This is a genomic window from Planotetraspora sp. GP83 (assembly GCF_041262585.1).
Taxonomy (GTDB): Bacteria; Actinomycetota; Actinomycetes; order Streptosporangiales; family Streptosporangiaceae; genus JAOEGB01.
Window position 1 is genome coordinate 21125 of sequence record NZ_JBGCBZ010000028.1, and the last position, 20094, is coordinate 41218.

Sequence of the window (20094 nt, forward strand, 5' to 3'; positions counted from 1 at the left end):
CTCACGCTCTGGGATGATCACAGTTTTATCTGATCTTTTGCGAACTTCTAAGATCAGCGTTGACTGTAGGAGAGACTACCGTCCGTTGTGGCGCGGCACCAGAGGGGGGTCATACCGATTCCTGCTTGGCAACGCTATGGATTGGGAAAGACGCATGCCGTAACCTCCCGCCGAAGGACAACGGATGCGAAAGCGACTGGTCGAACACATCCCGGGTCACCCCGCCCTTATCCGGCCGGACGAGTTGCTCACCTCGTCCCCGGCCGCCGTCGCCCGCTGGACCCGTAGCGCCACTCCTGTCCACAACATCCATCTTGTACGGCTCTCGCCTGGCGTGGACGTGCTCGACCTCACGGCGGCACTGCGGGACAGGGGCCACCTCGCCTCGCCCAACCACGTCCTCGTCGGGCAGCCGCTGTACTTCGGCGGGCCCGGCAGCCGGCCCTCGCCCGCGCGGGCCGTGCCGTACGAGCCGGGGAAGCCCTGTGACGTCACGGTCGGCGTGCTGGACACCGGGCTCGCGCCGCACCCCTGGCTCCGCGAGTGGTACCGGGACGAGATCGCCGAGACCCCCGACGCCGACGGCGACGGAGCGCTCGACGAGCAGGCCGGGCACGGGACCTTCGTCGCCGGGCTGATCCTGCGGCACGCGCCGGGTGTGCGGCTGCGGGTCCTGCGGCTGCTCGACAGCCACGGCGCCGGCGACGAGGCGCGGCTGCTGGCCGCCCTCGACCGGCTCAGGGGACAGGGCGTAGACGTGCTGAACCTGTCCTTCGGCGGCTACACCTTCGACGACCAGCCGCCGCTCGGCCTGGCGGACGCCCTGAGCGCCTTCCCGGCGGCCGTCGCCTGCGCGGGCAACACCGGCTCCCCCCGCCCCTTCTGGCCCGCCGCCCTCCCCGGCGTGGTCGCGGTCGCGGCGCTGGACGGGGACGCGCGGGCCGCCTTCTCGGCGTACGGCCCGTGGGTGGACGCCTGCGCCCAGGGCGTCGGCCTGACGAGCAGCTTCGTGGAGCACTCGGGCTTCCATGGCTACGCCTCCTGGAGCGGCACCTCCTTCGCCACCGCGATCGTCACCGGAGCCGTCGCCCGCCTGTGCCGCGACATGCCGCCGCCCGATGCCGTACGGCAGGCACTCGGCGGAAGCCGGCGAATCCCCGATCTCGGGGTCGTCGTCGCCCCGGCTCGATAGGGTGCTCACGCACCGTCCCCCCGCCAACGCGTGAAGTCACATCGATGTCACCAGAGTCACCACAGTCATCCGAGTCATCCGAGAAGTCGTTCGCCACCCTCGACCAGGCCGCCTGGGAGGAGCTCGTCGCCCGGTTCGACGGCAGGATGTGGGCCGTCGCCCGGGCCTTCGGCCTGAGCCCCGCCGACGCGGCCGACGCCGTCCAGGGAGCCTGGCTGCGGATGGTCGAGAGCCTCGACGGCATCCGCGATCCCGAGCGGATCGGCGCCTGGCTCGTCACCACGACCCGGCACGAAGCCGTCCGCCTGAGCCGCAAGGCCCGAGGGGAGGTGATGGCCGACCATGAGCTCCCCGACGTCGCGGGTCCCGATCCGGCGGCGGCCATCGTCGACGCCGACTTCGGCAGGCACGTGTGGCAGCGGCTCCACACGCTGGGCGAGCCGTGCCGGTCCCTGCTCCGCCTGTACGTGCTGAACCCCGACGCGAAATACGCCCAGATCGCGATCCGCCTGAACCTCCCCGTCGGCAGCATCGGCCCCACCCGCGCCCGCTGCCTGTCCCGCCTCCGCACCCTGGTCCAGGACGACGACGCGTGATCCCCCAAGGCATCGGTACCCAAGACCGTTTCACGCGGGAGGAAGGCTCTCCGGAGGAGGAACACGCATGAGCGAGGAATACCTGCTGGCCGCGCTTCGGATGGCCGCCGGGGTGGACCCGGTGCCCGGCCGGGTCTCAGCCGACGCCCGCGCCGCCTTCGCGCTCCGCCTGCCCGGCGGTGTCATCGCCGCCCCCGTCAAGGTGTCCGCACCCCCGGGCGCCCGATCCGCGCCGGCCACCGGGACGTCTCCAGAGACCGGCACGTCTCCGGAGACCGGCACGTACGGCACGGCGCCGGGGGACGGCCCGGCGATGCGTCGGTTCACAGCGGACGGCCTGACCATCGACGTCGAACCGGCCGTCGTCGGCGGACGCCTGGAGGTGGCCGGGCAGGTCTCCCCACCGCCGGGCCCGGGCTGGGAGGTCGAGGTCCGCACCGCCCATATCAGCAAGACCCGGGCGCCTTCGGAGAGCGGCCACTTCGCGGTGTCCGGGTTGCCTCCCGGCTGGGTCAGCGTGGTCTGCCATCGTCCGGGCCTGCCCCCGGTGTCCACCCGCTGGCTGCACGTCCGAGCATGACTCCGAGCATGACTCCGAGCATGACATCGGCTCCCCAAGACTCCGTGACCGCCGCCGCGCTCATCGCCCGAGCGGAGGCCGCCGTCGTCCTCGCCGGCACCGACCCCCACCTCGCCCTGGCCGAGGCGCGAGCCGTACTCGCGGAACTCCCAGCGCCTCGGCCTCGGTACGGCGAGGCGCCCCCGGACATGGCGTCCACGCCGCCGGCCTTCCGGGAGGCGGTTTCCGTCGCGCTGCGGGCGTCGGCGCTGGCGGCGCGGGAGCTGGGCGACCTCGCTCTGGCCGAGGAACGGTTGCGGCAGGCCATCGAGGCCGGGAAGGGATTCCCGCGGCGGGTGGCGCAGGCCCAGATGTCGCTGGTGACGATCAAGGCCCAGCTCGGCGATCCCGACGGCGCGCTGCGCCTGGCCGACCTCGCCGAGCGGAACCTTGCGGGAAGCGACCTGGCGCGGCTGGGCGTGCAGCGTTCGGTCGCGCTCATGGTGCTCGGCCGCCACCAGGACGCGGTCGGCCACTGCCACGGCGCGATCGAGTCGCTGGACGAGGACCCCAGGTTTCAGGCAGGCGCCCTCCTCAACCGCGGCATCGCCTACACCTTCCTGGAGGAGTACGGCAGAGCTGAGGCCGACCTGTCGAGGTGCGCGGAGATCGCTCGGGCGGCGGGCCTTGACCACGTCGCCATGCTGGCCGAGGGGAACCTGCCATTCGCGGCGGCGCGGCAAGGTGACATTCCAGCCGCTTTCGAGAGGTACCAGGCGGCGGAGGCGGCCCTGCTGGGCTATCCCGAGCGTCTTGCGGCCATGCGGGCGGACTTCGCGGAGGCGCTTGTGTCGGCACGGCTCCCGGTCGAGGCGCGGGCGCTCCTTGAGCAGGCCTTACCCGACCTGCTGGCCGCCGGAGCGCAGGCGTCGCTTCCCGACGCCCGGTTGACGCTCGCCCAGGTCGAGCTCCTCACCGGCGACCTCCACCAGGCCAGAGCCACAGCGGAGGACGCGCTGTCGGAGCTGGCCGCCCAGGGCAGAGCCGCATGGACGCCCCTCGCGACGGAAGTGCTGCTGCGCGTCCGGCTGGCCCAGGAGACCCCGAGCGGGGAGTTGCTGTCGGACCTGTTGTCGTGCGCGTCCAGGCTCGCGGACGGCGGCTGGGCCACCGCCTCCTCCGCGCTGCGGCTCACCGCCGCCGAGACAGCCCGGCGGCTCGGCGAACATGCCATCGCGCGGACCCAGCTCGACCTGGTGGCAGGCTCCGCGACCCGGCCCGTCGTCAGGCACCACGCTCAGGCCATGCGTCTCCACCTCGACGGCGATCGTCTGGGCGCCCTTGACGCAGCCCGCGCCGGCCTCGAACCGCCGCATCATCCAGCCATAGGGCACGCGGCAGCCCAGGGAGATGACCGGCCCGGTGGGACCGCTATGGCGGAGCCCGAGCTACGCGCGCACGCGGCTCGCCCGGCTGAGGAGCTGGCCGCTTTCGGCCTGAAGGTGGCCATGGAGAGCGGCGACGCCTGGACGGTCCTCACGTGGGCCGAGCGGTGGCGGGCCATCGTTCGAGGCACATCGCCGTCGTCCCTCTCACGTCTCGAAGACCCCTGCGTCTCCCCGCCCGGAAACCCCTGCGTCTCCGCTCCCCGAATTCTCCACGCCTGGCTTCTTTCGGGCCGCTCCCCCTTGACGGGCTCGCTTGTCGAGCTGGTGCGGGACGGGGACGACCTCGCCGCGGTGGTGGTCAATTCAGGGGAGTGCGCCCTCCGCCCCCTCGGTTCGTACGCGGCGGCGACGGAGGCGACCGTCCGAGTGCGGTACGGCTTGCGCCGCCGCAATCTTCAGGACGCCGAGCTTCAGGACGCCGGGGCCGCTGACGGGCTGGCCCGCGAGCTGGCCGCGCTCGACCGGCAGGTGCTCGTACCGCTCGGCCTGACCGACGGGCCGGTGGTGATCGTGCCGACCGGCGCCCTGTGCACGCTGCCCTGGCCGCTGCTCCCCTCGCTACGCGGACGCCCGGTCTCGGTGGCCTCCGAGGCCGCGTCCTGGCTCGCCAGACGTCTCCCGATGATCTCTCAGGCATCCTCGGAGGTCATGCCCGGGCCTCACGGCCCGGCGGTGCGGGAGCGAGGGGGCCTTCCTCTCGTGGAGGCGGTGACCGCGCCAGGCGGCGGACCGCTTGTCGTGGCGGTGGCCGGGCCGGGGCTGACGCATGCGGGGGCGGAGGCGGACATGGTCGTCCGGGCACACCCCCGAGGAAGCCGGATCGGGGCTACCAGGGACGAGGTGCTCGCCGTGCTGGAACGGGCGGACGTGGTCCATGTGGCCGCCCATGGGATGTTCTCTCCGCGTAGCCCGATGCTGTCGAAGATCGACCTCGACGATGGACCGCTGATGGCCTATGACCTGCTGAAGCTCAGCACAGCACCGCGCCTGGTCGTTCTGTCCGCATGCGATGCGGGGATGGCGCACGCCCCCGTCGACGGGGTCGCGCTCGGCCTGGCCGGGGCCTTCCTCGATCGGGGATCCGCTTCCGTGGTGGCCGGGGTGGTGCCGGTGCGCGACGACGAGGCTGTGACGCTGATGACGCTCTTCCACGCGCTCCTCGCGGACGGCCGCTCCCCCGCCGAGGCCCTGGCAGCGGCGGCCGACAAGACCGGCATCGGCGGCTTTGTCTGTTTCGGCTCGGGCGACGAACCGCCGGCCGGCGCTCGGCACGCATGACCAGGGCGAAGGGGCGGGCTCAGCCGGTGGCGACCGGGCGTGTGGGGTCGGCGACCCAGTTGGACCAGGAGCCGACGTAGAGGGCGGCCGGGATGCCCGCCACCTCCAGCGCGAGGACCTCGTGGGCGGCGGTCACTCCCGACCCGCAGTAGGCCCCGACCGGCACGCCGTCCACCGCGCCAAGCGTGTTGAACCGCTCGCGGAGGAAGTCCCTGGCGTGGAAACGGCCGCCGGGCTCGACGTTCTGGCCGGTCGGAGCACTGACCGCACCGGGGATGTGGCCCGCGACCGGGTCGACCGGCTCGACCTCGCCGCGATACCGCTCGGCCGCCCTGGCGTCGAGCAGGACCCCGCTGCCGGCCAGGTCGGCGGCCCGCTCGGCGTCGAGGACCGGCATGCCGCCCGGCACGGCGGTGAAGTCGCCCGGCGTCACGGCAGCCGTCTCCTTGACAACCGGGAGCCCGGCCTGGGCCCAGGCGCGCAGGCCCCCGTCGAGCACGCGGACGTCGCCGTGGCCGAAGTAGCGCAGGGTCCACCACGCTCGGGCCGCCGACGTGGAGTCGGCCTCGTCGTAGACGACCACGGGACGGGAGCCGGACACGCCGAGACGGCGCATGGCGGACTGGAACGCGTCCGGGCTCGGCAGGGGGTGGCGGCCGTCCGGTCCGGGCGGGGACGCGAGGTCGGCGTCGAGGTCGCAGAAGACCGCGCCAGGGATGTGTCCCTCCTGGTAGGACTCGACACCGGGAGGGCCACCGAGCCGCCACCGGACGTCCAGGACGGTGACGCCGTCGAGCGTGGCCAGCTCCTCGGGCGTGATCAGCGGGCTCATCGGCACCTACCTTCAGAACGGGGACATCGGCCGACAGCCATTCTGCCCTGCCTCAACGACCGTCAACGCCGGACCTCCCTCAACCTGAGCGCCTACCCTTCACAAGGCAGCCGATCTGCCCGTACGGCCGTCAGCGGCGGATCTCCACCAGCGGCACGTTCTGCTCGGCGGCCGTCAGGGAGCCGTGGTAGCCGGTGAGGGACGACTCCAGCGGCTCGGCCCGCGACGCCACGATCACGCACTCGCCGTACGGCACGGCCATGACGTCGCCGATCCGGTCGAGCCACTCGCGCCGAACTCCGCGGCCGAACCAGCCGGCCTCGGCGGCCTCCGCCCGCGTGACGACCCATGCCCGGCCGCGCAGGGCCTCGCTCCAGGTCTCCAGCACGGCGGCAGCCGCGCCCGGGGCGGTGTAGAGGTGGCGGGCGCGGGCCTCCCCTCCGACGAGGGCCACGCCTTCCCGCAGTTCGGGACGCTGGTCCACGTCCACCTTGTCGACGGCGTTGATCATGCCGTGGTCGGCGGTGACGTAGAGCGCGGACCCCGGCGGCAGCGCCTCGGCGATCCGCTCGGCCATGCGGTCGGCGACCGCGAGCTTCTCCAGCCACTGGGCGCTTCCCCAGCCTGTGGTGTGCCCGGCGGCGTCGAGGTCGCCGTAGTAGACGGTGACGAACGAGGTCTCGCGGAGCGCCTGCCGTACGCCCTCGATCCGCTCGTCCACCGTGTCGGCGGGCCGGTAGCGCATGCCGCGGTAGACGGCCCGGGTGAGCCCGCTTCCGTCGAACGCGGACGGGGCGACGTAGACCGGATCGATGCCCATGGCGGCCAGGCGCTCGTACACGGTCTCGGCCGGCTGCCACACGTCGGGGTCGATGGACAGGCCGGGCGCGGTCCAGCGGAGGCAGTTGAACAGCCGTCCCTCTCCCGGCACGGCCATCTGGATGCCGACCATGCCGTGTTCGCCCGGGGGGACGCCGGTGCCGATGGTGGCCAGGCTGGTCGGGGTCGAGGACGGGAACCCGGCCGTGAGGGTCCGCTGGAGGTGCGCGGACAGGAACGGCGCCGCGCCGGGGTGCGCCCTGAGGAGCTCGGCTCCCAGGCCGTCGACGAGGAAGAGGCATACGCGCCCGGCGGGGTTCAGACCGAGCGTGTTGGTTGTGGTGGGGACCCCGAGGGAGGCGAGCATGGACCCCGGCAGGTCCGCGAGCGACGCCACGCCGTACGCGGGAACGAACGGCACAATGAGCGGCTCGGTCGGTGGTACGGCGGGCGGCACAGGGGGTGCGGGTTCTGACACCGGCGCGGGCTCGGCCACGTTGCCTCCCAGGGGTTGTCGAGGACGCTCGCCGTCAGGTCGCCGAACGGGCGGTGGCCTCCGAGAGCGCTTTGGCGAATGCCAGGACGTGGTTGACGGCCTCGGGGCCGTCGGCCGCCTCGCTGACGCGGAGGGACAGGTCGTCGGCGGTGATCGCGCCCGTGTAGCCGTGGTCGGCCTCGCAGTTCTCGTCGCCGCAGGTCGCGGGCTCGAGGTCGACGTGCGAGATGGCGCCCCAGCCGATCGTGAGCGTGACCTCGGTGGGGGGCACCCCGGGCACGTAGGAAGCCGGGTCCGGGACGACTCTGGTGACCGCGACCGACTGGATCCGGCTGAGCCGTACGGCCTCGGTGGTGGTGGACGCGTGCGACGCCGGCATGCCCTCGGCGGGAGGGTGCTCGTCGGTGTGGCACACCAGCAGCCGGGTGGGAGACAGCACCAGCACCGTGACGTGCCTGCGCACTTCCATCGCCGGGTCGAACGTGGCCTCGTGATGCACGACGTATGCCGTTACCTGCTCCTTGCCGAGCGCGGAGTCGACCGCGTCCGCGACCAGGTCGGGATAGTAGCCGCTGCGGTCAATGGCCTCGCGCATGCCCGCGGCGGAGACTCGGGTTTCCCTCATGGGTCCATCCTGCCCTGTATGGGACACCGCTTTCACATCCGATCGGGCCCGGTTTCAGCCCAGACGGCGGGGTCCGACGTCCGGACGGGGGCCCGAGGCCGGCCGCAGGACCGCGCGGGCGCCGAGGACGACCACTCCTGACGTGCCGACCAGGACCTGGTCGAGGTCCATCCGGGCGACCTCGGGGAGGGCGTCGGCCAGCAGCCCCACGCGGACGAGCAGGTCTTCCAGGGCCTCGACGGCCACCGGCGGATAGCCGTACTCGCCGAACAGCAGGGGCGCGGCGCGGACCGATCGCACCAGCCCGTTGGCGTCCTCCAGGGTCAGCGGGGCCAGCCGGTACGCGTGGTCGCCCAGGAGACGGGCCGCGATCTCGCCGAGCCCGAAGGACACCACCCCGCCGAAGTGGCGGTCCTGCCGCACGCCGACGACGGTCGGCACCGCGGGCTGCGGCGCCATGTGCTGGACGGCGAGGCTCGCGCCGGGCCCGAGGAGATCCGCCAGGTCGGCGTACGCCTGCCGGAGCCCGGCGGGCTCGCTCAGGCCGATCCGGACGGTTCCGGTCCGGCGGGAGGATTCGGGGTCGGCCGACTTCACGACCACCGGCCAGCCGATCCGCCCCGCGGCGGCCACGGCCTCGTCGGCGGAAGACACCACCTCGGCGGGCCAGACGTCGATGCCGTAGCAGGCCAGCAGCCCGGTGGCGTCGATCTCCCGATCCTGCTTCCTATCCTGTGGGCCGTCTCCCGCGAGGGCGCCGGCGACGAGTTCGCGCGCCTTGCCGGCGTCGATCCCCTCGACGGACGGGACGGTGCCCGCGGGCTCACCGCGCCAGCGGGCATGCCGTACGACATGGGCGAGGGCCCGCACGGCCTCCTCGGGCGCGGGGTAGGAGGGGATGGAGCCCCGCTCCGGGGCCGCCGGCTCGGAGGTCACGCGGAGCTCCGGCGGCATGCCCATCTCGCCCTGGAAGGTCGCGAGCACCGGCTTGCCGGAGTCGCGGGCCACCCGCACCAGCTCCGCGGCGACCTCGTCGCTGTTGCCGGGGATCGGCGGCATGTAGACGACGACGGCCGCGTCCACGTCGGGCAGGACGCCGGTCAGCGCGCTCGCGAACTCGGCGGCACCGGCCCGCGCGCCCAGGTTGGCGGGCGGGCTCGGCTCCAGGCCCGCGCCGAGGCACGCCTCCACGGCCAGCAGCGCGAGCGCGTCGGAGTTGCTGACGACGCCGACCCGGGGGCCCGCCGGCAGGGGCTGGTAGGCCAGCAACTGCGCCACGTCGAAGAGCTGGGTCAGGTCGTCGACCCGGATCACGCCCGCCTGTTCGAACAGCGAGCTGAGCGCGCTGTCGGGCAGGCCGAGCACGGGGGCGGCGTGCCCGTCGGGTACTCCCCGGCTCTTGACGACGACGATCGGCTTGCTCCGCGAGATCCGCCGGGCCAGCCGGGTGAACTTGCGCGGGTTTCCGAGGGACTCCAGGTAGAGCAGGATCACGTCGGTCGCCGGGTCCTCCTCCCAATACTGGAGGAGGTCGTTGCCGGAGACGTCTGCCCGGTTGCCGGCGCTGACGAAGGTCGAGATGCCCATGCCCCGCTGGGCGACCCTTTGGAGGAGGGCCGTGCCGAGCGCGCCCGACTGGCTGAAGAACCCGACCCTGCCGCGCCCCGGCAGGGTCGCCGCGAGGGTGGCGTTCAGCCTGACCGAGGGGTCGGTGTTGGCGATGCCGAGGCAGTTGGGGCCCACCACGCGCAGGCCGTACGCCCTGGAGATGGTGACGAGCTCGTCCTGGCGCTCACGGCCCTCCGGTCCGGTCTCGCCGAAGCCCGACGAGACCACGATCAGGCCCTTGACGCCCTTCCGCGCGCACTCCTCGACGACCTCGAGGACGCTTTCGGCGGGTACGGCGAGCACGGCCAGGTCGACGTCGCCGTCGATCGCCGAGACGTTGCGGTAGGCCCGGACTCCGGCCACGGCCCGAACGTGCCGGTGGACCGGGTAGACGGGGCCGGAGAAGTCGGCCCCGAGCAGGTTGCGCAGGACGGTCTGCCCGATCCCGCCCGGCTCCCGGCTCGCGCCGATCACCGCGACCGACTGAGGCTTCAGCAGCCGCTCGATGGAGCGCGCTTCGGAGCGGTGCTCCCGGGCGAGCCTGACCTCCAGGGCGGTGTCGGTGGTGGCGAGGTCGAGCGTCATCCGGACGACGCCGTCCTCGAACTGGCTCTGCGCCGTGTATCCCGCCTGGCGGAACAGGCCCATCATCCGGTGGTTGCCCGGCAGCACGTCGGCGATGAACGTCTTGATGCCGCGCTCGCGCGCCGCGGCCCGCAGGTGCTCCATCAGCACCGCGGCCACGCCCCGCCCTTGATGGGCGTCCTCCACGAGGAACGCGACCTCGGCGTGGTCCTCCGGCTTCACCCGGTCGTATCGGACGACCGCCACCATCTCGGTGCCGATCGTGGCGATCAGCGCGACCCGGTCGTTGTAGTCGACGTTGGTGAAATAGACGACGTCGCGGTCGCTCAGCCGGGGCCGCGGGCCGAAATAGCGGAAGTAGATCGACTCCTGGGAGAGCCGGGAGTAGAACGACCGCAGCAGGTCGGCGTCGTCCGGCCTGATCGGGCGCAGATGTGCGGTGCCCCCGTCTGAGAGCACGACGTCCGCCTCCCAGTGGGCGGGATACTGAGCTTGCACGAACGAGAGGCTATCGGTGTCCGCCTTGCTCCGTATTGGGCGAATCCATACTTTTGCTAGTCTCCTGGCTTACCCCGGGTTGACCCCGGCCCCCCCGGAGACCGGACTTGTACGGGATTGACCAGCTCGCCGCCGGTGGGTTGGACAACGCTTGTGCATCGACTGTGCCCCGGTGTCCGCTCTATGCCCCACGGCGACGCCGGAAACTGTTAGGTTTCTGGGCGTCAGCCTCATAGCACGGAGAGGACGCCGGCCCTCCACGGGCCTGGCGGGCTCGCCTCCACAAGCAGTTGGCAAGGTGGTGACATCATGACGCGGGTCGTCGTGGTGGGCGATCTCATGACGGATGCGGTCGCCCGCGCCAGGTTCCCTCTCGCGAGGGCGAGCGACACCCCGGCCGTCGTGACCATGCACGGTGGCGGCTCCGGAGCGAACATCGCCTCCTGGCTCGCCGTGGAAGGCTCGGAGGTGGCCTTCGTCGGCCGCCGCGGCGCCGACATCACCGGTCGCAACCGCGACATGGAGCTGATGGGCTACGGCGTGGACGCCCGGCTGGTCATGGACCCCGAGCGCCCCACCGGCACCTGTGTCGTGCTGGTCACGCACAAGGGCGAGCGGACCATGCTGTCCGACCCCGGCGCCAACGCCGCGCTCTCCCCCGAGGACCTGCCGCGTGACCTGTTCACCGGCGGCACCCACCTCCACATGTCGGGATACACGCTGATCAACGAGGGATCGCGCGACGCCGGTCTGGCCGCGCTGGACCTCGCCCGCCGGGCCGGGATGTCGATCTCGGTGGACTGCGCCTCATCCGCCCCCGTTGAGCGGACCGGGGCCGAGCCGTTCCTGGAGTGGACGCACGGCGCCAAGCTGCTGTTCGCCAACGCCGACCAGGCCAAGGTGCTGACCGGGCGGGAGGAGCCCGACGCCGCGGCGAAGGTGCTGACCGCCTGGTTCCCGCAGGTCGTCATCAAGCTGAACGCCGAGGGCTCGCTCTGGTACACCAACAGCCGGTCGGAGCCGGTCCGCGTGCCGGCCGAGACGGTCGACCGGGTGGTGGACGGCACCGGCGCGGGTGACGCCTTCACCGCCGGATTCCTGCCCTCGTGGCTGGAGGGCAAGCCCCCGGCAGAGGCCCTGGCCGCCGGCAACGCCCTCGCGGCCAAGTGCATCTCCAACCTCGGCGCCCGCCCCCGCCTCTGACCCGAGAGCGCCTCTGACCTGAGCCCCCGGCAGGGTCAGGTCGTCGTGGCGAGGGCCAGCGGGAGCACCGCCGGGGCCCCCGCGTGGCGGACCTGGGCAGCGGCGAGCGTCATGGTCCAACCGGTCTCCATGCGGTCGTCGACCAGCAGGACCGGGCCACCCACCTCGGCGATCTTGGTCGCGACGTCACGCGGCATCGCCAGCGTGCCGCGGATGGCCCCCACCCGCTGGGCGCTGTTGAACTGGCTGCCGGGCGGCCCGTTCCGGTAGCCCAGCTCGCCCAGGTAGGCCAGGCGGCCGATCCGCGCCAGCCGCTCGGTGAGCGTGCCGATCAACACGGGCCGGGTGGCCGAGGGAACGTTCACCACGGCGACGGGACGCTCCGCCCAGCTCCACGACTTGAGCACCGCCACCACGGCGTCGAAAACGTCGTCGGGCACCGGGCAGTCGCCGGCCGCGAACAGCTCACGGAGCCTGGTGCCCCACCCGATGTCGGTGAGGCGGCCCAGGGCGCGGCCCGGCTCCGCAGACAGCTCGGGCTTGATGCGCCCCTTCAGGTCGCTCAGGCCGGTCGGCCACTGCCGCCGCGGCTCGACCTCCACCCCGGGCCGCGCCAGGCGCTCATGCGCGGCCTGTACGGCTTCCGCCGCGATCTCCGGTGAGCGGTGCTTCCCGGTGCAGTTGTCGCAACGGCCACACGGCGTGGCCGTCTCGTCATCGAGGTGACGGCGGAGGAACTCCTCGCGGCACTCGGTCGTGGTGATGTAGCCGAGCATGGCCTCCTGCTCGGCCCTCCGCTCGGCCGCGACCCGGGCGTAGCGGTCGGCGTCGTAGCTCCACGGCTCTCCGGTCGCCTCCCAGCCGCCCTTGACCCGCCGGACGGCGCCGTCCACGTCGAGCACCTTGAGCATCATCTCCAGGCGGCTCCGGCTGAGGTCGACGCGCGTCTCCAGGGCGGCGGTCGACATCACGCCCTGCTCCGACAGCGCCTGGAGGGTGGCGCGCACCACGGGCTCCGGCGGGAACGCCAGCGAGGCGAAGTAGGCCCAGATCTCCCGGTCCTCCGCGCCCGGCAGCAGGATGACCTCGGCCTTCTCGACGCCACGGCCGGCTCGGCCCACCTGCTGGTAGTACGCCACAGGCGACGCCGGCGCTCCCACATGGATGACGAAGCCGAGGTCGGGCTTGTCGAACCCCATGCCGAGAGCCGAGGTCGCGACCAGAGCCTTGATCCTGTTGCCGAGCAGGTCCTCCTCGGCGGCCAGCCGCTCGGCCGGCTCGGTCTGCCCCGTGTAGGCGACCACCTGATGCCCCTGCTCGCGCAGGTAGGCCGCGATCTCCTGCGCGGCGGCCACGGTGAGGGTGTAGACGATGCCGGAGCCCGGCAGCTCGTGAAGCGTCTTCGCCAGCCAGGCCAGCCGCTGTTCGGCGCCGCGAAGCCGTACGACGCCGAGATGGAGGCTGTCGCGCTCCAGCGGCCCCCGGAGGACCAGCGCCTCGCCCAGCCCGTCGTCGCCGAGCCCGGGATCGGGGGACGCGCCGGTGGCGAGTTGCTCGGCGACGTCGCGGGTGACGCGGGCGTTGGCCGTGGCGGTGGTCGCGAGGACCGGGATACCCGGCGGCAGGTCCGCCAGCATCGTGCGGATGCGGCGGTAGTCGGGGCGGAAGTCGTGACCCCAGTCGGAGATGCAGTGCGCCTCGTCGATCACCACGAGACCGGCGCTCTCGGCCAGCTCGGGCAGGACGTGGTCGCGGAAGTCGGGGTTGTTGAGCCGCTCCGGGCTGACCAGGAGCACGTCGATCATGCCCTCGGCGACCTGGGCGTAGGTCTTCTCCCACTCCTCCGGGTTGGCCGAGTTGATGGTCGCGGCGTGGATGCCGGCGCGCTCGGCGGCGGCGATCTGGTTGCGCATCAGCGCGAGCAGGGGCGACACGATGACCGTGGGGCCCTCGCCCAGCTCGCGCAGCAGCGCCGTCGCGATGAAGTAGACGGCCGACTTGCCCCAGCCGGTGCGCTGCACGACCAAAGCGCGGCGGCGGTCCATGACAAGGGCCTTGATGGCCGTCCACTGGTCGTCCCGGAGGCGCGCCCCCTCGCCCGCCAGCGCCCGCAGCCGCGCCTCGGCCTCTTCCCGCAGCGTCTCTTCTTCGCTCACCCGGTCATTCGTACCAGGTCCCGGTGACGAATCCGCCCCTCGCCGCACGTGATCATGCACGGGGTTCCTGGATTGCTCTCACGACCTGGGCCGACGACAGTCGTGATCATGCACGCGCTGAGTCAGCGGTCCAGGTGCTCGGGGAAGGCGTTGATCGTCACCCGGTGCATGCGGCGCCGTTCGGTGTAGTCGGCGACCGCGTAGTGCTGCGTGCTCCGGTTGTCCCAGAACGCCAAAGTACCCGGCCGCCAGCGGAGCCTCACCTGATATTCGGGCGATCGGATGTGATCGATCAGGAGCGGCAGCAGGGCCTCGTTCTCCCGGTCGGACAGGCCGACGAGCCGGGTCGTGGACGACCGGTTGACGAACAGCGCCTTGCGGCCGGTCTCGGCGTGGACCCGTACGACGGAGCGTTCGATCGGCGGCCACTTCCGCTGGACCTCGGCCAGGTCGAAGTCGTGGCCCTTGGAGATCGCCTTCTTCATCGAGTTGGTGATGTCGTGGACCGCGGTCAGCTCGTCGCAGAGCCTCTGGATGGGCGGGGAGAGCGTCTCGTAGGCGAGATGCGCGTTGGCCCACAACGTGTCACCGCCCACGGACGGCAACTGGAGGCAGCGCAGGAGCGACCCCATCGGCGGGATCGGCTCGAAGGTGTTGTCGCTGTGCCACTCGTCGCCGCCCTCCCCCTTGGGGTCGGTCTGGTCGAGCACGTGGATCGCGGTGCCACCGTCCTTCTTGAAGGCGGGATGGTTGATCGTGCCGAAGTTCACCGCGAACTGGATGTGCTCCTCGTCGCTGATGTGCTGGTCGCGGAAGAACAGCACCTTGTGCTCCAGCCAGCCCTGCCGGATCGTGTGGACCTCGTCCTCCGACAGCGGCTTGCGCAGGTCGACCCCGGTCACCTCGGCCCCGATGTGGCGGGTCACGGGATGAAACTCGATCATCATGCCTCCATCGACGCCGTTCGGGCGATTTCCCTCAGCGTAGAGCGGCGCCCATTAACAAGCAACCGCTTGCTCAAGCGACAAGGAGAGCGCGGGCCTGGGAGCTTCCGCCGGCGAAGCGGATCCCGGCGACCCTGGCTGCTCAATGCGACATGGTTGGATAAATCCCGCTATGGACGTGACCACGTGGTACCTCGAACAGACCAGCCCCGACGATCTCCGGCCCGGCCGCCCGCCTCTCGCCGCCGCCGACGTCGTCCGCGCCGAGATCCCGGCTCCCGAGTTCAGCCGGTTCCTCTACACCGCCGTGGGCGGCGACTGGCAGTGGACCAACCGGCTCCCGTGGACATGGGCGCAGTGGATGGACTGGCTCAGCCGCCCCGGCACCGAGACCTGGGTCGCCTGGGTGCGTGGCACGCCCGCCGGATATGTGGAGCTCGTCGCCCAGGAGGGCGGCGTGGTGGAGATCGCCGGCTTCGGGCTCCTGCCGTACGCCATCGGCCAGGGGCTGGGCGGGCACCTCCTCACCGTCGGCGCGGCCCGCGCCTGGGACATCGCGGAGCGCTGGCCCGAGCTGGACGAGACCCGCCGCGTCCGGGTGCACACCTGCTCCCTGGACGGCCCGGCGGCCCTGGCGAACTACCAGGCGCGGGGATTCCGGATCTACGACACCAGGCTCAACGTGCCGGGAGACGAGGATGAGGGCGCCACGCCCGGTCCCTGGCCGGGAGCCGGCCCCCGCGGCTGACCCCACCGCTCGCCCTGCCCATTCCGTACGGCATGAGCCGCGCCGTCCCGGATTACCGGACCAAAGGAACGACTGCGCGCGACATGTTTCGGGACATGAGCGGCGGAATCGGGCGGGAACTGAGGCTGAGTCGCGACCACGCGCCTTCATCGGCACAATGTTCGATATGGCCCGACGCACGACCACACGCCCGCCGGACGAGGAGTTCGAGGAGCGGATCGTCGACATCGACGTTTCCGCGGAGATGCGCAACAGCTACTTGGAGTACGCCTACTCCGTGATCTACCAGCGCGCGCTCCCCGACGCCCGCGACGGGCTCAAGCCCGTCCAGCGCCGCATCCTCTACTCGATGAGCGAGATGGGGCTGCGCCCCGACCGAGGTCACGTCAAATCCTCGCGCGTCGTCGGCGACGTGATGGGCAAGCTGCACCCGCACGGCGACGCCGCGATCTACGACGCGCTCGTGCGGCTGGCGCAGCCGTTCTCCATGCGGCTTCCGCTGGTGGACGGGCACGGCAACTTCGGCTCGCCGGACGACCTCCCGGCGGCCATGCGGTACACCGAGGCGCGCCTCGCCGCGACGGCCATGCTCATGGTGCAGTCGATCGACGAGGACACGGTCAACTTCAAGCCCAACTACGACGGCCAGGAGACCGAGCCCACGGTCATGCCGTCGGCCTTCCCGAACCTGCTGGTCAACGGCACCAGCGGCATCGCGGTCGGGATGGCGACCAACATGGCCCCGCACAACCTGGGCGAGGTCATCGCGGCGGCCCGGCACCTGATCAAGAAGCCGGACGCGACACTCGACGAGCTGATGCGCTTCATCCCCGGCCCGGACCTGCCCACCGGGGGGTCGATCATCGGCCTCGGCGGGATCCGGGACGCCTACGAGACCGGCCGCGGCACGTTCCGCATGCGGGCCAAGGCGACGATCGAGCACGTGACCCCGCGGCGCAAGGGCATCGTCGTCACCGAGCTGCCGTTCAACGTCGGCCCCGAGCGGGTGGTCACGAAGATCAAGGAGCTGGTGACCGCCAAGAAGCTCAGCGGCATCTCCGACCTCAAGGACCTGACCGACCGCCACAAGGGCCTCCGCCTGGTGATCGAGGTCAAGAACGGTTTCCACCCCGAGGCCGTGCTCGAGGAGCTCTACCGCCTGACGCCGATGGAGGAGACCTTCGGCATCAACAACGTGGCGCTGGTCGACGGGCAGCCGCGCACGCTCGGCCTGCGCGACCTGCTGGCGGTCTACGTCGACCACCGGATCGACGTCGTCCGCAGGCGGTCGTCCTTCCGGCGCCGCAAGCGCGAGGAGCGCCTCCACCTGGTGGACGGCCTGATCATCGCGCTGCTCAACATCGACGAGGTCATCCGGGTGATCCGCGCCTCGGACGACTCGGCCCAGGCGCGGGCGCGGCTCATGGAGACGTTCGAGCTGAGCGAGATCCAGTCGAACTACATCCTCGACACCCCGCTGCGCCGCCTGACCCGCTACGACAAGCTGGAGCTGGACCGGGAGAAGGAGACGCTCCAGGCGGACATCGCCGAGCTCTCCGAGATCCTGTCCTCCGAGACGCGGCTCCGCCAGGTGGTGTCGAGCGAGCTGGCCGAGGTCGCCAAGACGTACGGTACGCCCCGCCGGACCGTCCTGCTGGAGTCGTCCGGCGCGGCCAGGACCGCCGTGGTGCCCCTTGAGGTGGCCGACGACCCCTGCCTCGTGCTGCTGTCCTCCACGGGCCTGCTCGCCCGTACGGCCGACGCCACGCCGATCGAGGGCGACGGCGAGCGGGCGGCCCACGACGTGCTCGTGTCGGTCGTGCGCTCGACGGTCCGGGGCGAGGTGGGCGTGGTGACCTCCCAGGGCCGCGTGATCCGGGTGTCGGTGCTCGACCTGCCCGCGCTGCCGCCCTCGGCGAATCCTCCCACGCTGGCGGGCGGACACCCCGTTTCGGAATATGTCGTGCTCAACCCGGACGAGAAGGTCGTCGGGCTGGGCTCGCTCGACCCGGACAGCCCCGGGCTCGTCCTCGGCACGGCGCAGGGCGTGGTCAAACGGGTCGTTCCCGAATATCCGGTGAACCGCGACGACTTCGAGGTCATCGGGCTCCGTGAGGGCGACACCGTGGTCGGCGCGGTCGAGCTGGCCTCCCCCGACCATGACCTGGTCTTCATCACCTCGGACGCCCAGCTCCTGCGCTATCCCGCCTCCGCGGTCCGGCCGCAGGGCCGCCCGGCCGGCGGGATGGCCGGGGTCCGTCTGGAGGGGAACGCCCGGGTCGTGTGGTTCGGCGTGGTCGATCCCGGCCGCGAGTCACGGGTGGTGACGATCGCGGGCTCCTCGACCGCCCTGCCGGGCACCCAGATGGGCACGGGCAAGGTCTCCGACTACGCCGAGTTCCCGCCAAAGGGCCGGGCGACCGGAGGCGTGCGCGCCCAGCGCTTCCTGAAGGGCGAGGACGTGCTGCTGCTGGCGTGGGCGGGCCCGTTGCCGGCCAAGGCCGTGTCCTCGACCGGCAAGCCGGTGCCGCTCCCCGAGGAGCTCGGCCGCCGCGACGGCTCGGGCGTACGGCTCGTGCACGCGATAGCCGCCATCGGCGGGGCACTCGGAGCCTCGGCGGCCGACTTCGACGCCCAGCCCTCCAACCCCTTGTCGTGATCATGCAGAGGGTCCCGGAGGCCTGCCTTGAGCAGCCCCGGCCCTCAGCGTGATTGCAGAGGGTCCCTCGCTGCCGCCTGAGCTGCGTCCATTCGCCTCGTGATCATGCAGTTGTGAGACATTGCATGATCACGGGAGCCGGTGCGCGATCACCACCAGAGGGCGTCAGTTGGCGTCGCAGAGACAGAAAGGGTGACCGGCCGGGTCGAGGAAGACTGTGAAGCCTCCCTCCTCGGCGGGCTGGTGGGCGTGCTTCACCGCGCCCAGCGCCAGGACCTCGGCCTCCGCCTTCGCCATGTCGTCGACGACCACGTCGACGTGGGCCTGCTGCGGATGCTCCGGGTCCGGCCAGATCGGCGGCTTGTGATCGGGCGCGAGCTGGAAGCACAGGTGGAACTGTCCCCCGTCGCTGATCGTGGCCCAGTCGTGGCCCACTCGCGTGATCTTCCACCCGACCAGCGCGGAGTAGAACTCCGCCAGCGCCTTCGGATCAGGGCAGTCCAGCACGACGGAGTGCATCCGGGCGATCCCGCTCATCGTCGACCTCCTCGGTAACGGTTAACACCGCCAAAGAATCTATACCGGTGTCGCCCTGATGGGCCAGGCCCAGCGGTCCCGGGCAGATGGGGAAAGATGGAACCCATGGCCGTCAATTCGTTCATGGTGCCCCTCGGGACCTCCGCGCCCGAGTTCGATCTGCCCTCCATCACCGGTGACCGGGTCGCGCTGTCCGACCTCAAGGACTCCCCCGTCCTGGTCGTCTTCCTCTCGAACCACTGCCCGTACGTCCGCAGGATCGAGGAGGGGCTCGGCCGGTTCACAACCGACTACCAGGGCCGGATCGCGACGATCGGGATCTCCAGCAACGACGTGGTGAACTACCCGGACGACGATGTGCCACATCTGGCCGAGCAGGCCGAGCGGGCCGGGTTCGGCTTTCCGTACCTCGTGGACGAGACGCAGGACGTCGCCCGGGCCTACCGCGCCGCCTGCACGCCGGACTTCTTCCTGTTCGACGCCGATCACAGGCTGGCCTACCGCGGCGAGTTCGACGGCGCGCGGCCGAGGAACGACGTCCCGGTGACCGGCGCCTCCCTGCGCGCGGCCGCGGACGCCGTGCTCGAAGGCCGTGCCGTACCGGACCAGAACCCCAGCCTGGGCTGCGGCATCAAGTGGAAGCCCGGCAACGAGCCCGGCTGAGACTCGCCTGACCCCCGACCCCCTGCGTCTCCGCAAACGGCCATGAGGGAACATCTATCTCATGACGGGTGCCTTTGATGATCTCCTCGCCGCCAACGACACGTATGCGAGCACTTTCAGTGCTTCCGACCTGACGGGTCGAGCCGCTCGCGGCCTGGCCGTCGTGACCTGCATGGACTCCCGCATCGACCCGCTCGGACTGCTCGGGCTCCGGGCGGGTGACGCGAAGATCCTCCGCAACGCGGGCGCTCGGGTGACCGACGACGTGCTGCGCACGCTCGTCCTCGCCGTCTACCTGCTCGGCGTCGACCGCGTCCTGGTCATGCCGCACACCGACTGCCGGATGGCCAAGTCCACCGACGACGACGTCCACAAGCTCATCGCCGCCGAGTACGGCGTGGACACCCGGAGCCTGGAGTTCAGCACCGTGCCCGACCAGGGCGCGGCGCTCAAGCACGACCTGACCCGCATCCGGACGAGCCCGTTCCTCCCCGGCTCGCTGACCGTCGGCGGCGCGATCTACGACGTGCGCACCGGCAAGCTGCTGCCCATCGAGCTCTGAGGGCTCTGAGGGCTCTGACGCCCTCTGGCTCCCGTACGGCGGCGCCCGCCGGCCGTACGGGAGCGGACCGGGCCCCGGCCGTACGG

The 20094-nt window shown here is 71.7% G+C and carries 16 protein-coding genes; 9 read left to right on the forward strand and 7 right to left on the reverse strand.

The window, feature by feature from the left end:
* Positions 1 to 184 precede the first annotated feature (184 nt).
* From ABH927_RS29680 to ABH927_RS29695, 4 genes are all read left to right on the forward strand, one after another.
* Entirely contained in the window at positions 185 to 1192 is a 1008-nt protein-coding gene (locus tag ABH927_RS29680) for a S8 family serine peptidase (RefSeq protein WP_370026983.1), read from the forward strand.
* Positions 1193 to 1236: 44 nt separating this feature from the next.
* A complete protein-coding gene (locus ABH927_RS29685; RefSeq protein WP_370026985.1) occupies positions 1237 to 1788 on the forward strand; it encodes an RNA polymerase sigma factor in 552 nt (183 codons plus the stop codon).
* A 67-nt stretch (positions 1789 to 1855) separates the two neighbouring features.
* Complete coding sequence (locus tag ABH927_RS29690) at positions 1856 to 2368, forward strand: hypothetical protein (RefSeq protein WP_370026987.1); 513 nt, start codon at positions 1856 to 1858, stop codon at positions 2366 to 2368.
* Positions 2369 to 2388: 20 nt separating this feature from the next.
* Positions 2389 to 5073 carry a CHAT domain-containing protein gene (locus ABH927_RS29695; RefSeq protein WP_370026989.1) on the forward strand — a complete coding sequence of 895 codons (2685 nt, stop codon included), beginning with the start codon at positions 2389 to 2391 and terminating at the stop codon, positions 5071 to 5073.
* A gap of 19 nt (positions 5074 to 5092) precedes the next feature.
* Here the strand turns inward: ABH927_RS29695 and ABH927_RS29700 are convergent, their stop codons facing one another.
* From ABH927_RS29700 to ABH927_RS29715, 4 genes are all read right to left on the reverse strand, one after another.
* Positions 5093 to 5905 carry a sulfurtransferase gene (locus ABH927_RS29700; RefSeq protein ID WP_370026991.1) on the reverse strand — a complete coding sequence of 271 codons (813 nt, stop codon included), beginning with the start codon at positions 5903 to 5905 and terminating at the stop codon, positions 5093 to 5095.
* Between the two features lie 130 nt (positions 5906 to 6035).
* Complete coding sequence (locus ABH927_RS29705; RefSeq protein WP_370027087.1) at positions 6036 to 7091, reverse strand: alkaline phosphatase family protein; 1056 nt, start codon at positions 7089 to 7091, stop codon at positions 6036 to 6038.
* A 163-nt stretch (positions 7092 to 7254) separates the two neighbouring features.
* On the reverse strand, positions 7255 to 7845 hold the full coding sequence (locus tag ABH927_RS29710) for a DUF5998 family protein (protein WP_370026993.1): 591 nt from the start codon (positions 7843 to 7845) through the stop codon (positions 7255 to 7257).
* 54 nt (positions 7846 to 7899) lie between these two features.
* Positions 7900 to 10536, reverse strand: a complete 2637-nt coding sequence (locus ABH927_RS29715; protein ID WP_370026995.1) for a GNAT family N-acetyltransferase — start codon at positions 10534 to 10536, stop codon at positions 7900 to 7902.
* Positions 10537 to 10845: 309 nt separating this feature from the next.
* On the opposite strand from ABH927_RS29715, the gene ABH927_RS29720 reads away from it, so the two are divergent.
* The gene (locus ABH927_RS29720; RefSeq protein ID WP_370026997.1) at positions 10846 to 11739 is read left to right on the forward strand and encodes a carbohydrate kinase family protein; all 894 of its coding nucleotides are present in this window, start codon (positions 10846 to 10848) and stop codon (positions 11737 to 11739) included.
* Positions 11740 to 11774: 35 nt separating this feature from the next.
* On the opposite strand, the gene ABH927_RS29725 is transcribed toward ABH927_RS29720, so the two are convergent.
* Both ABH927_RS29725 and ABH927_RS29730 read right to left on the reverse strand, forming a co-directional pair.
* Positions 11775 to 13895: a DEAD/DEAH box helicase gene (locus ABH927_RS29725; protein WP_370026999.1), complete on the reverse strand. Its 2121-nt coding sequence runs from the start codon at positions 13893 to 13895 to the stop codon at positions 11775 to 11777.
* Positions 13896 to 14017: 122 nt separating this feature from the next.
* Positions 14018 to 14839, reverse strand: coding sequence for a TauD/TfdA dioxygenase family protein (locus ABH927_RS29730; RefSeq protein WP_370027089.1), 822 nt, complete (start codon positions 14837 to 14839; stop codon positions 14018 to 14020).
* Between the two features lie 172 nt (positions 14840 to 15011).
* Here ABH927_RS29730 and ABH927_RS29735 point away from each other — a divergent pair, with 172 nt between their 5' ends.
* Both ABH927_RS29735 and ABH927_RS29740 read left to right on the forward strand, forming a co-directional pair.
* Positions 15012 to 15587 carry a GNAT family N-acetyltransferase gene (locus ABH927_RS29735; protein WP_370027001.1) on the forward strand — a complete coding sequence of 192 codons (576 nt, stop codon included), beginning with the start codon at positions 15012 to 15014 and terminating at the stop codon, positions 15585 to 15587.
* A 166-nt stretch (positions 15588 to 15753) separates the two neighbouring features.
* Positions 15754 to 18246 (forward strand): DNA topoisomerase (ATP-hydrolyzing) subunit A, encoded by a 2493-nt coding sequence (locus tag ABH927_RS29740; RefSeq protein WP_370027003.1) that lies wholly within the window; start codon positions 15754 to 15756, stop codon positions 18244 to 18246.
* A gap of 165 nt (positions 18247 to 18411) precedes the next feature.
* Here the strand turns inward: ABH927_RS29740 and ABH927_RS29745 are convergent, their stop codons facing one another.
* Positions 18412 to 18783: a VOC family protein gene (locus tag ABH927_RS29745; protein ID WP_370027005.1), complete on the reverse strand. Its 372-nt coding sequence runs from the start codon at positions 18781 to 18783 to the stop codon at positions 18412 to 18414.
* Positions 18784 to 18888: 105 nt separating this feature from the next.
* Here ABH927_RS29745 and ABH927_RS29750 point away from each other — a divergent pair, with 105 nt between their 5' ends.
* Together ABH927_RS29750 and ABH927_RS29755 are read left to right on the forward strand one after the other, a co-directional pair.
* Positions 18889 to 19446: a thioredoxin family protein gene (locus ABH927_RS29750; RefSeq protein ID WP_370027007.1), complete on the forward strand. Its 558-nt coding sequence runs from the start codon at positions 18889 to 18891 to the stop codon at positions 19444 to 19446.
* Between the two features lie 61 nt (positions 19447 to 19507).
* A complete protein-coding gene (locus ABH927_RS29755) occupies positions 19508 to 20008 on the forward strand; it encodes a beta-class carbonic anhydrase (RefSeq protein ID WP_370027009.1) in 501 nt (166 codons plus the stop codon).
* Positions 20009 to 20094 lie beyond the last annotated feature (86 nt).

Coding starts and splice junctions, on each gene's coding strand:
- ABH927_RS29685 (WP_370026985.1), top strand. CDS start 1,237: ATGTCACCAGAGTCACCACAGTCATCCGAGTCATCCGAGAAGTCGTTC.
- ABH927_RS29755 (WP_370027009.1), top strand. CDS start 19,508: ATGACGGGTGCCTTTGATGATCTCCTCGCCGCCAACGACACGTATGCG.
- ABH927_RS29740 (WP_370027003.1), top strand. CDS start 15,754: ATGGCCCGACGCACGACCACACGCCCGCCGGACGAGGAGTTCGAGGAG.
- ABH927_RS29730 (WP_370027089.1), bottom strand. CDS start 14,839: ATGATCGAGTTTCATCCCGTGACCCGCCACATCGGGGCCGAGGTGACC.
- ABH927_RS29690 (WP_370026987.1), top strand. CDS start 1,856: ATGAGCGAGGAATACCTGCTGGCCGCGCTTCGGATGGCCGCCGGGGTG.
- ABH927_RS29750 (WP_370027007.1), top strand. CDS start 18,889: ATGGCCGTCAATTCGTTCATGGTGCCCCTCGGGACCTCCGCGCCCGAG.
- ABH927_RS29700 (WP_370026991.1), bottom strand. CDS start 5,905: ATGAGCCCGCTGATCACGCCCGAGGAGCTGGCCACGCTCGACGGCGTC.
- ABH927_RS29680 (WP_370026983.1), top strand. CDS start 185: ATGCGAAAGCGACTGGTCGAACACATCCCGGGTCACCCCGCCCTTATC.
- ABH927_RS29710 (WP_370026993.1), bottom strand. CDS start 7,845: ATGAGGGAAACCCGAGTCTCCGCCGCGGGCATGCGCGAGGCCATTGAC.
- ABH927_RS29720 (WP_370026997.1), top strand. CDS start 10,846: ATGACGCGGGTCGTCGTGGTGGGCGATCTCATGACGGATGCGGTCGCC.
- ABH927_RS29695 (WP_370026989.1), top strand. CDS start 2,389: ATGACATCGGCTCCCCAAGACTCCGTGACCGCCGCCGCGCTCATCGCC.
- ABH927_RS29705 (WP_370027087.1), bottom strand. CDS start 7,091: ATGCTCGCCTCCCTCGGGGTCCCCACCACAACCAACACGCTCGGTCTG.
- ABH927_RS29745 (WP_370027005.1), bottom strand. CDS start 18,783: ATGAGCGGGATCGCCCGGATGCACTCCGTCGTGCTGGACTGCCCTGAT.
- ABH927_RS29735 (WP_370027001.1), top strand. CDS start 15,012: ATGGACGTGACCACGTGGTACCTCGAACAGACCAGCCCCGACGATCTC.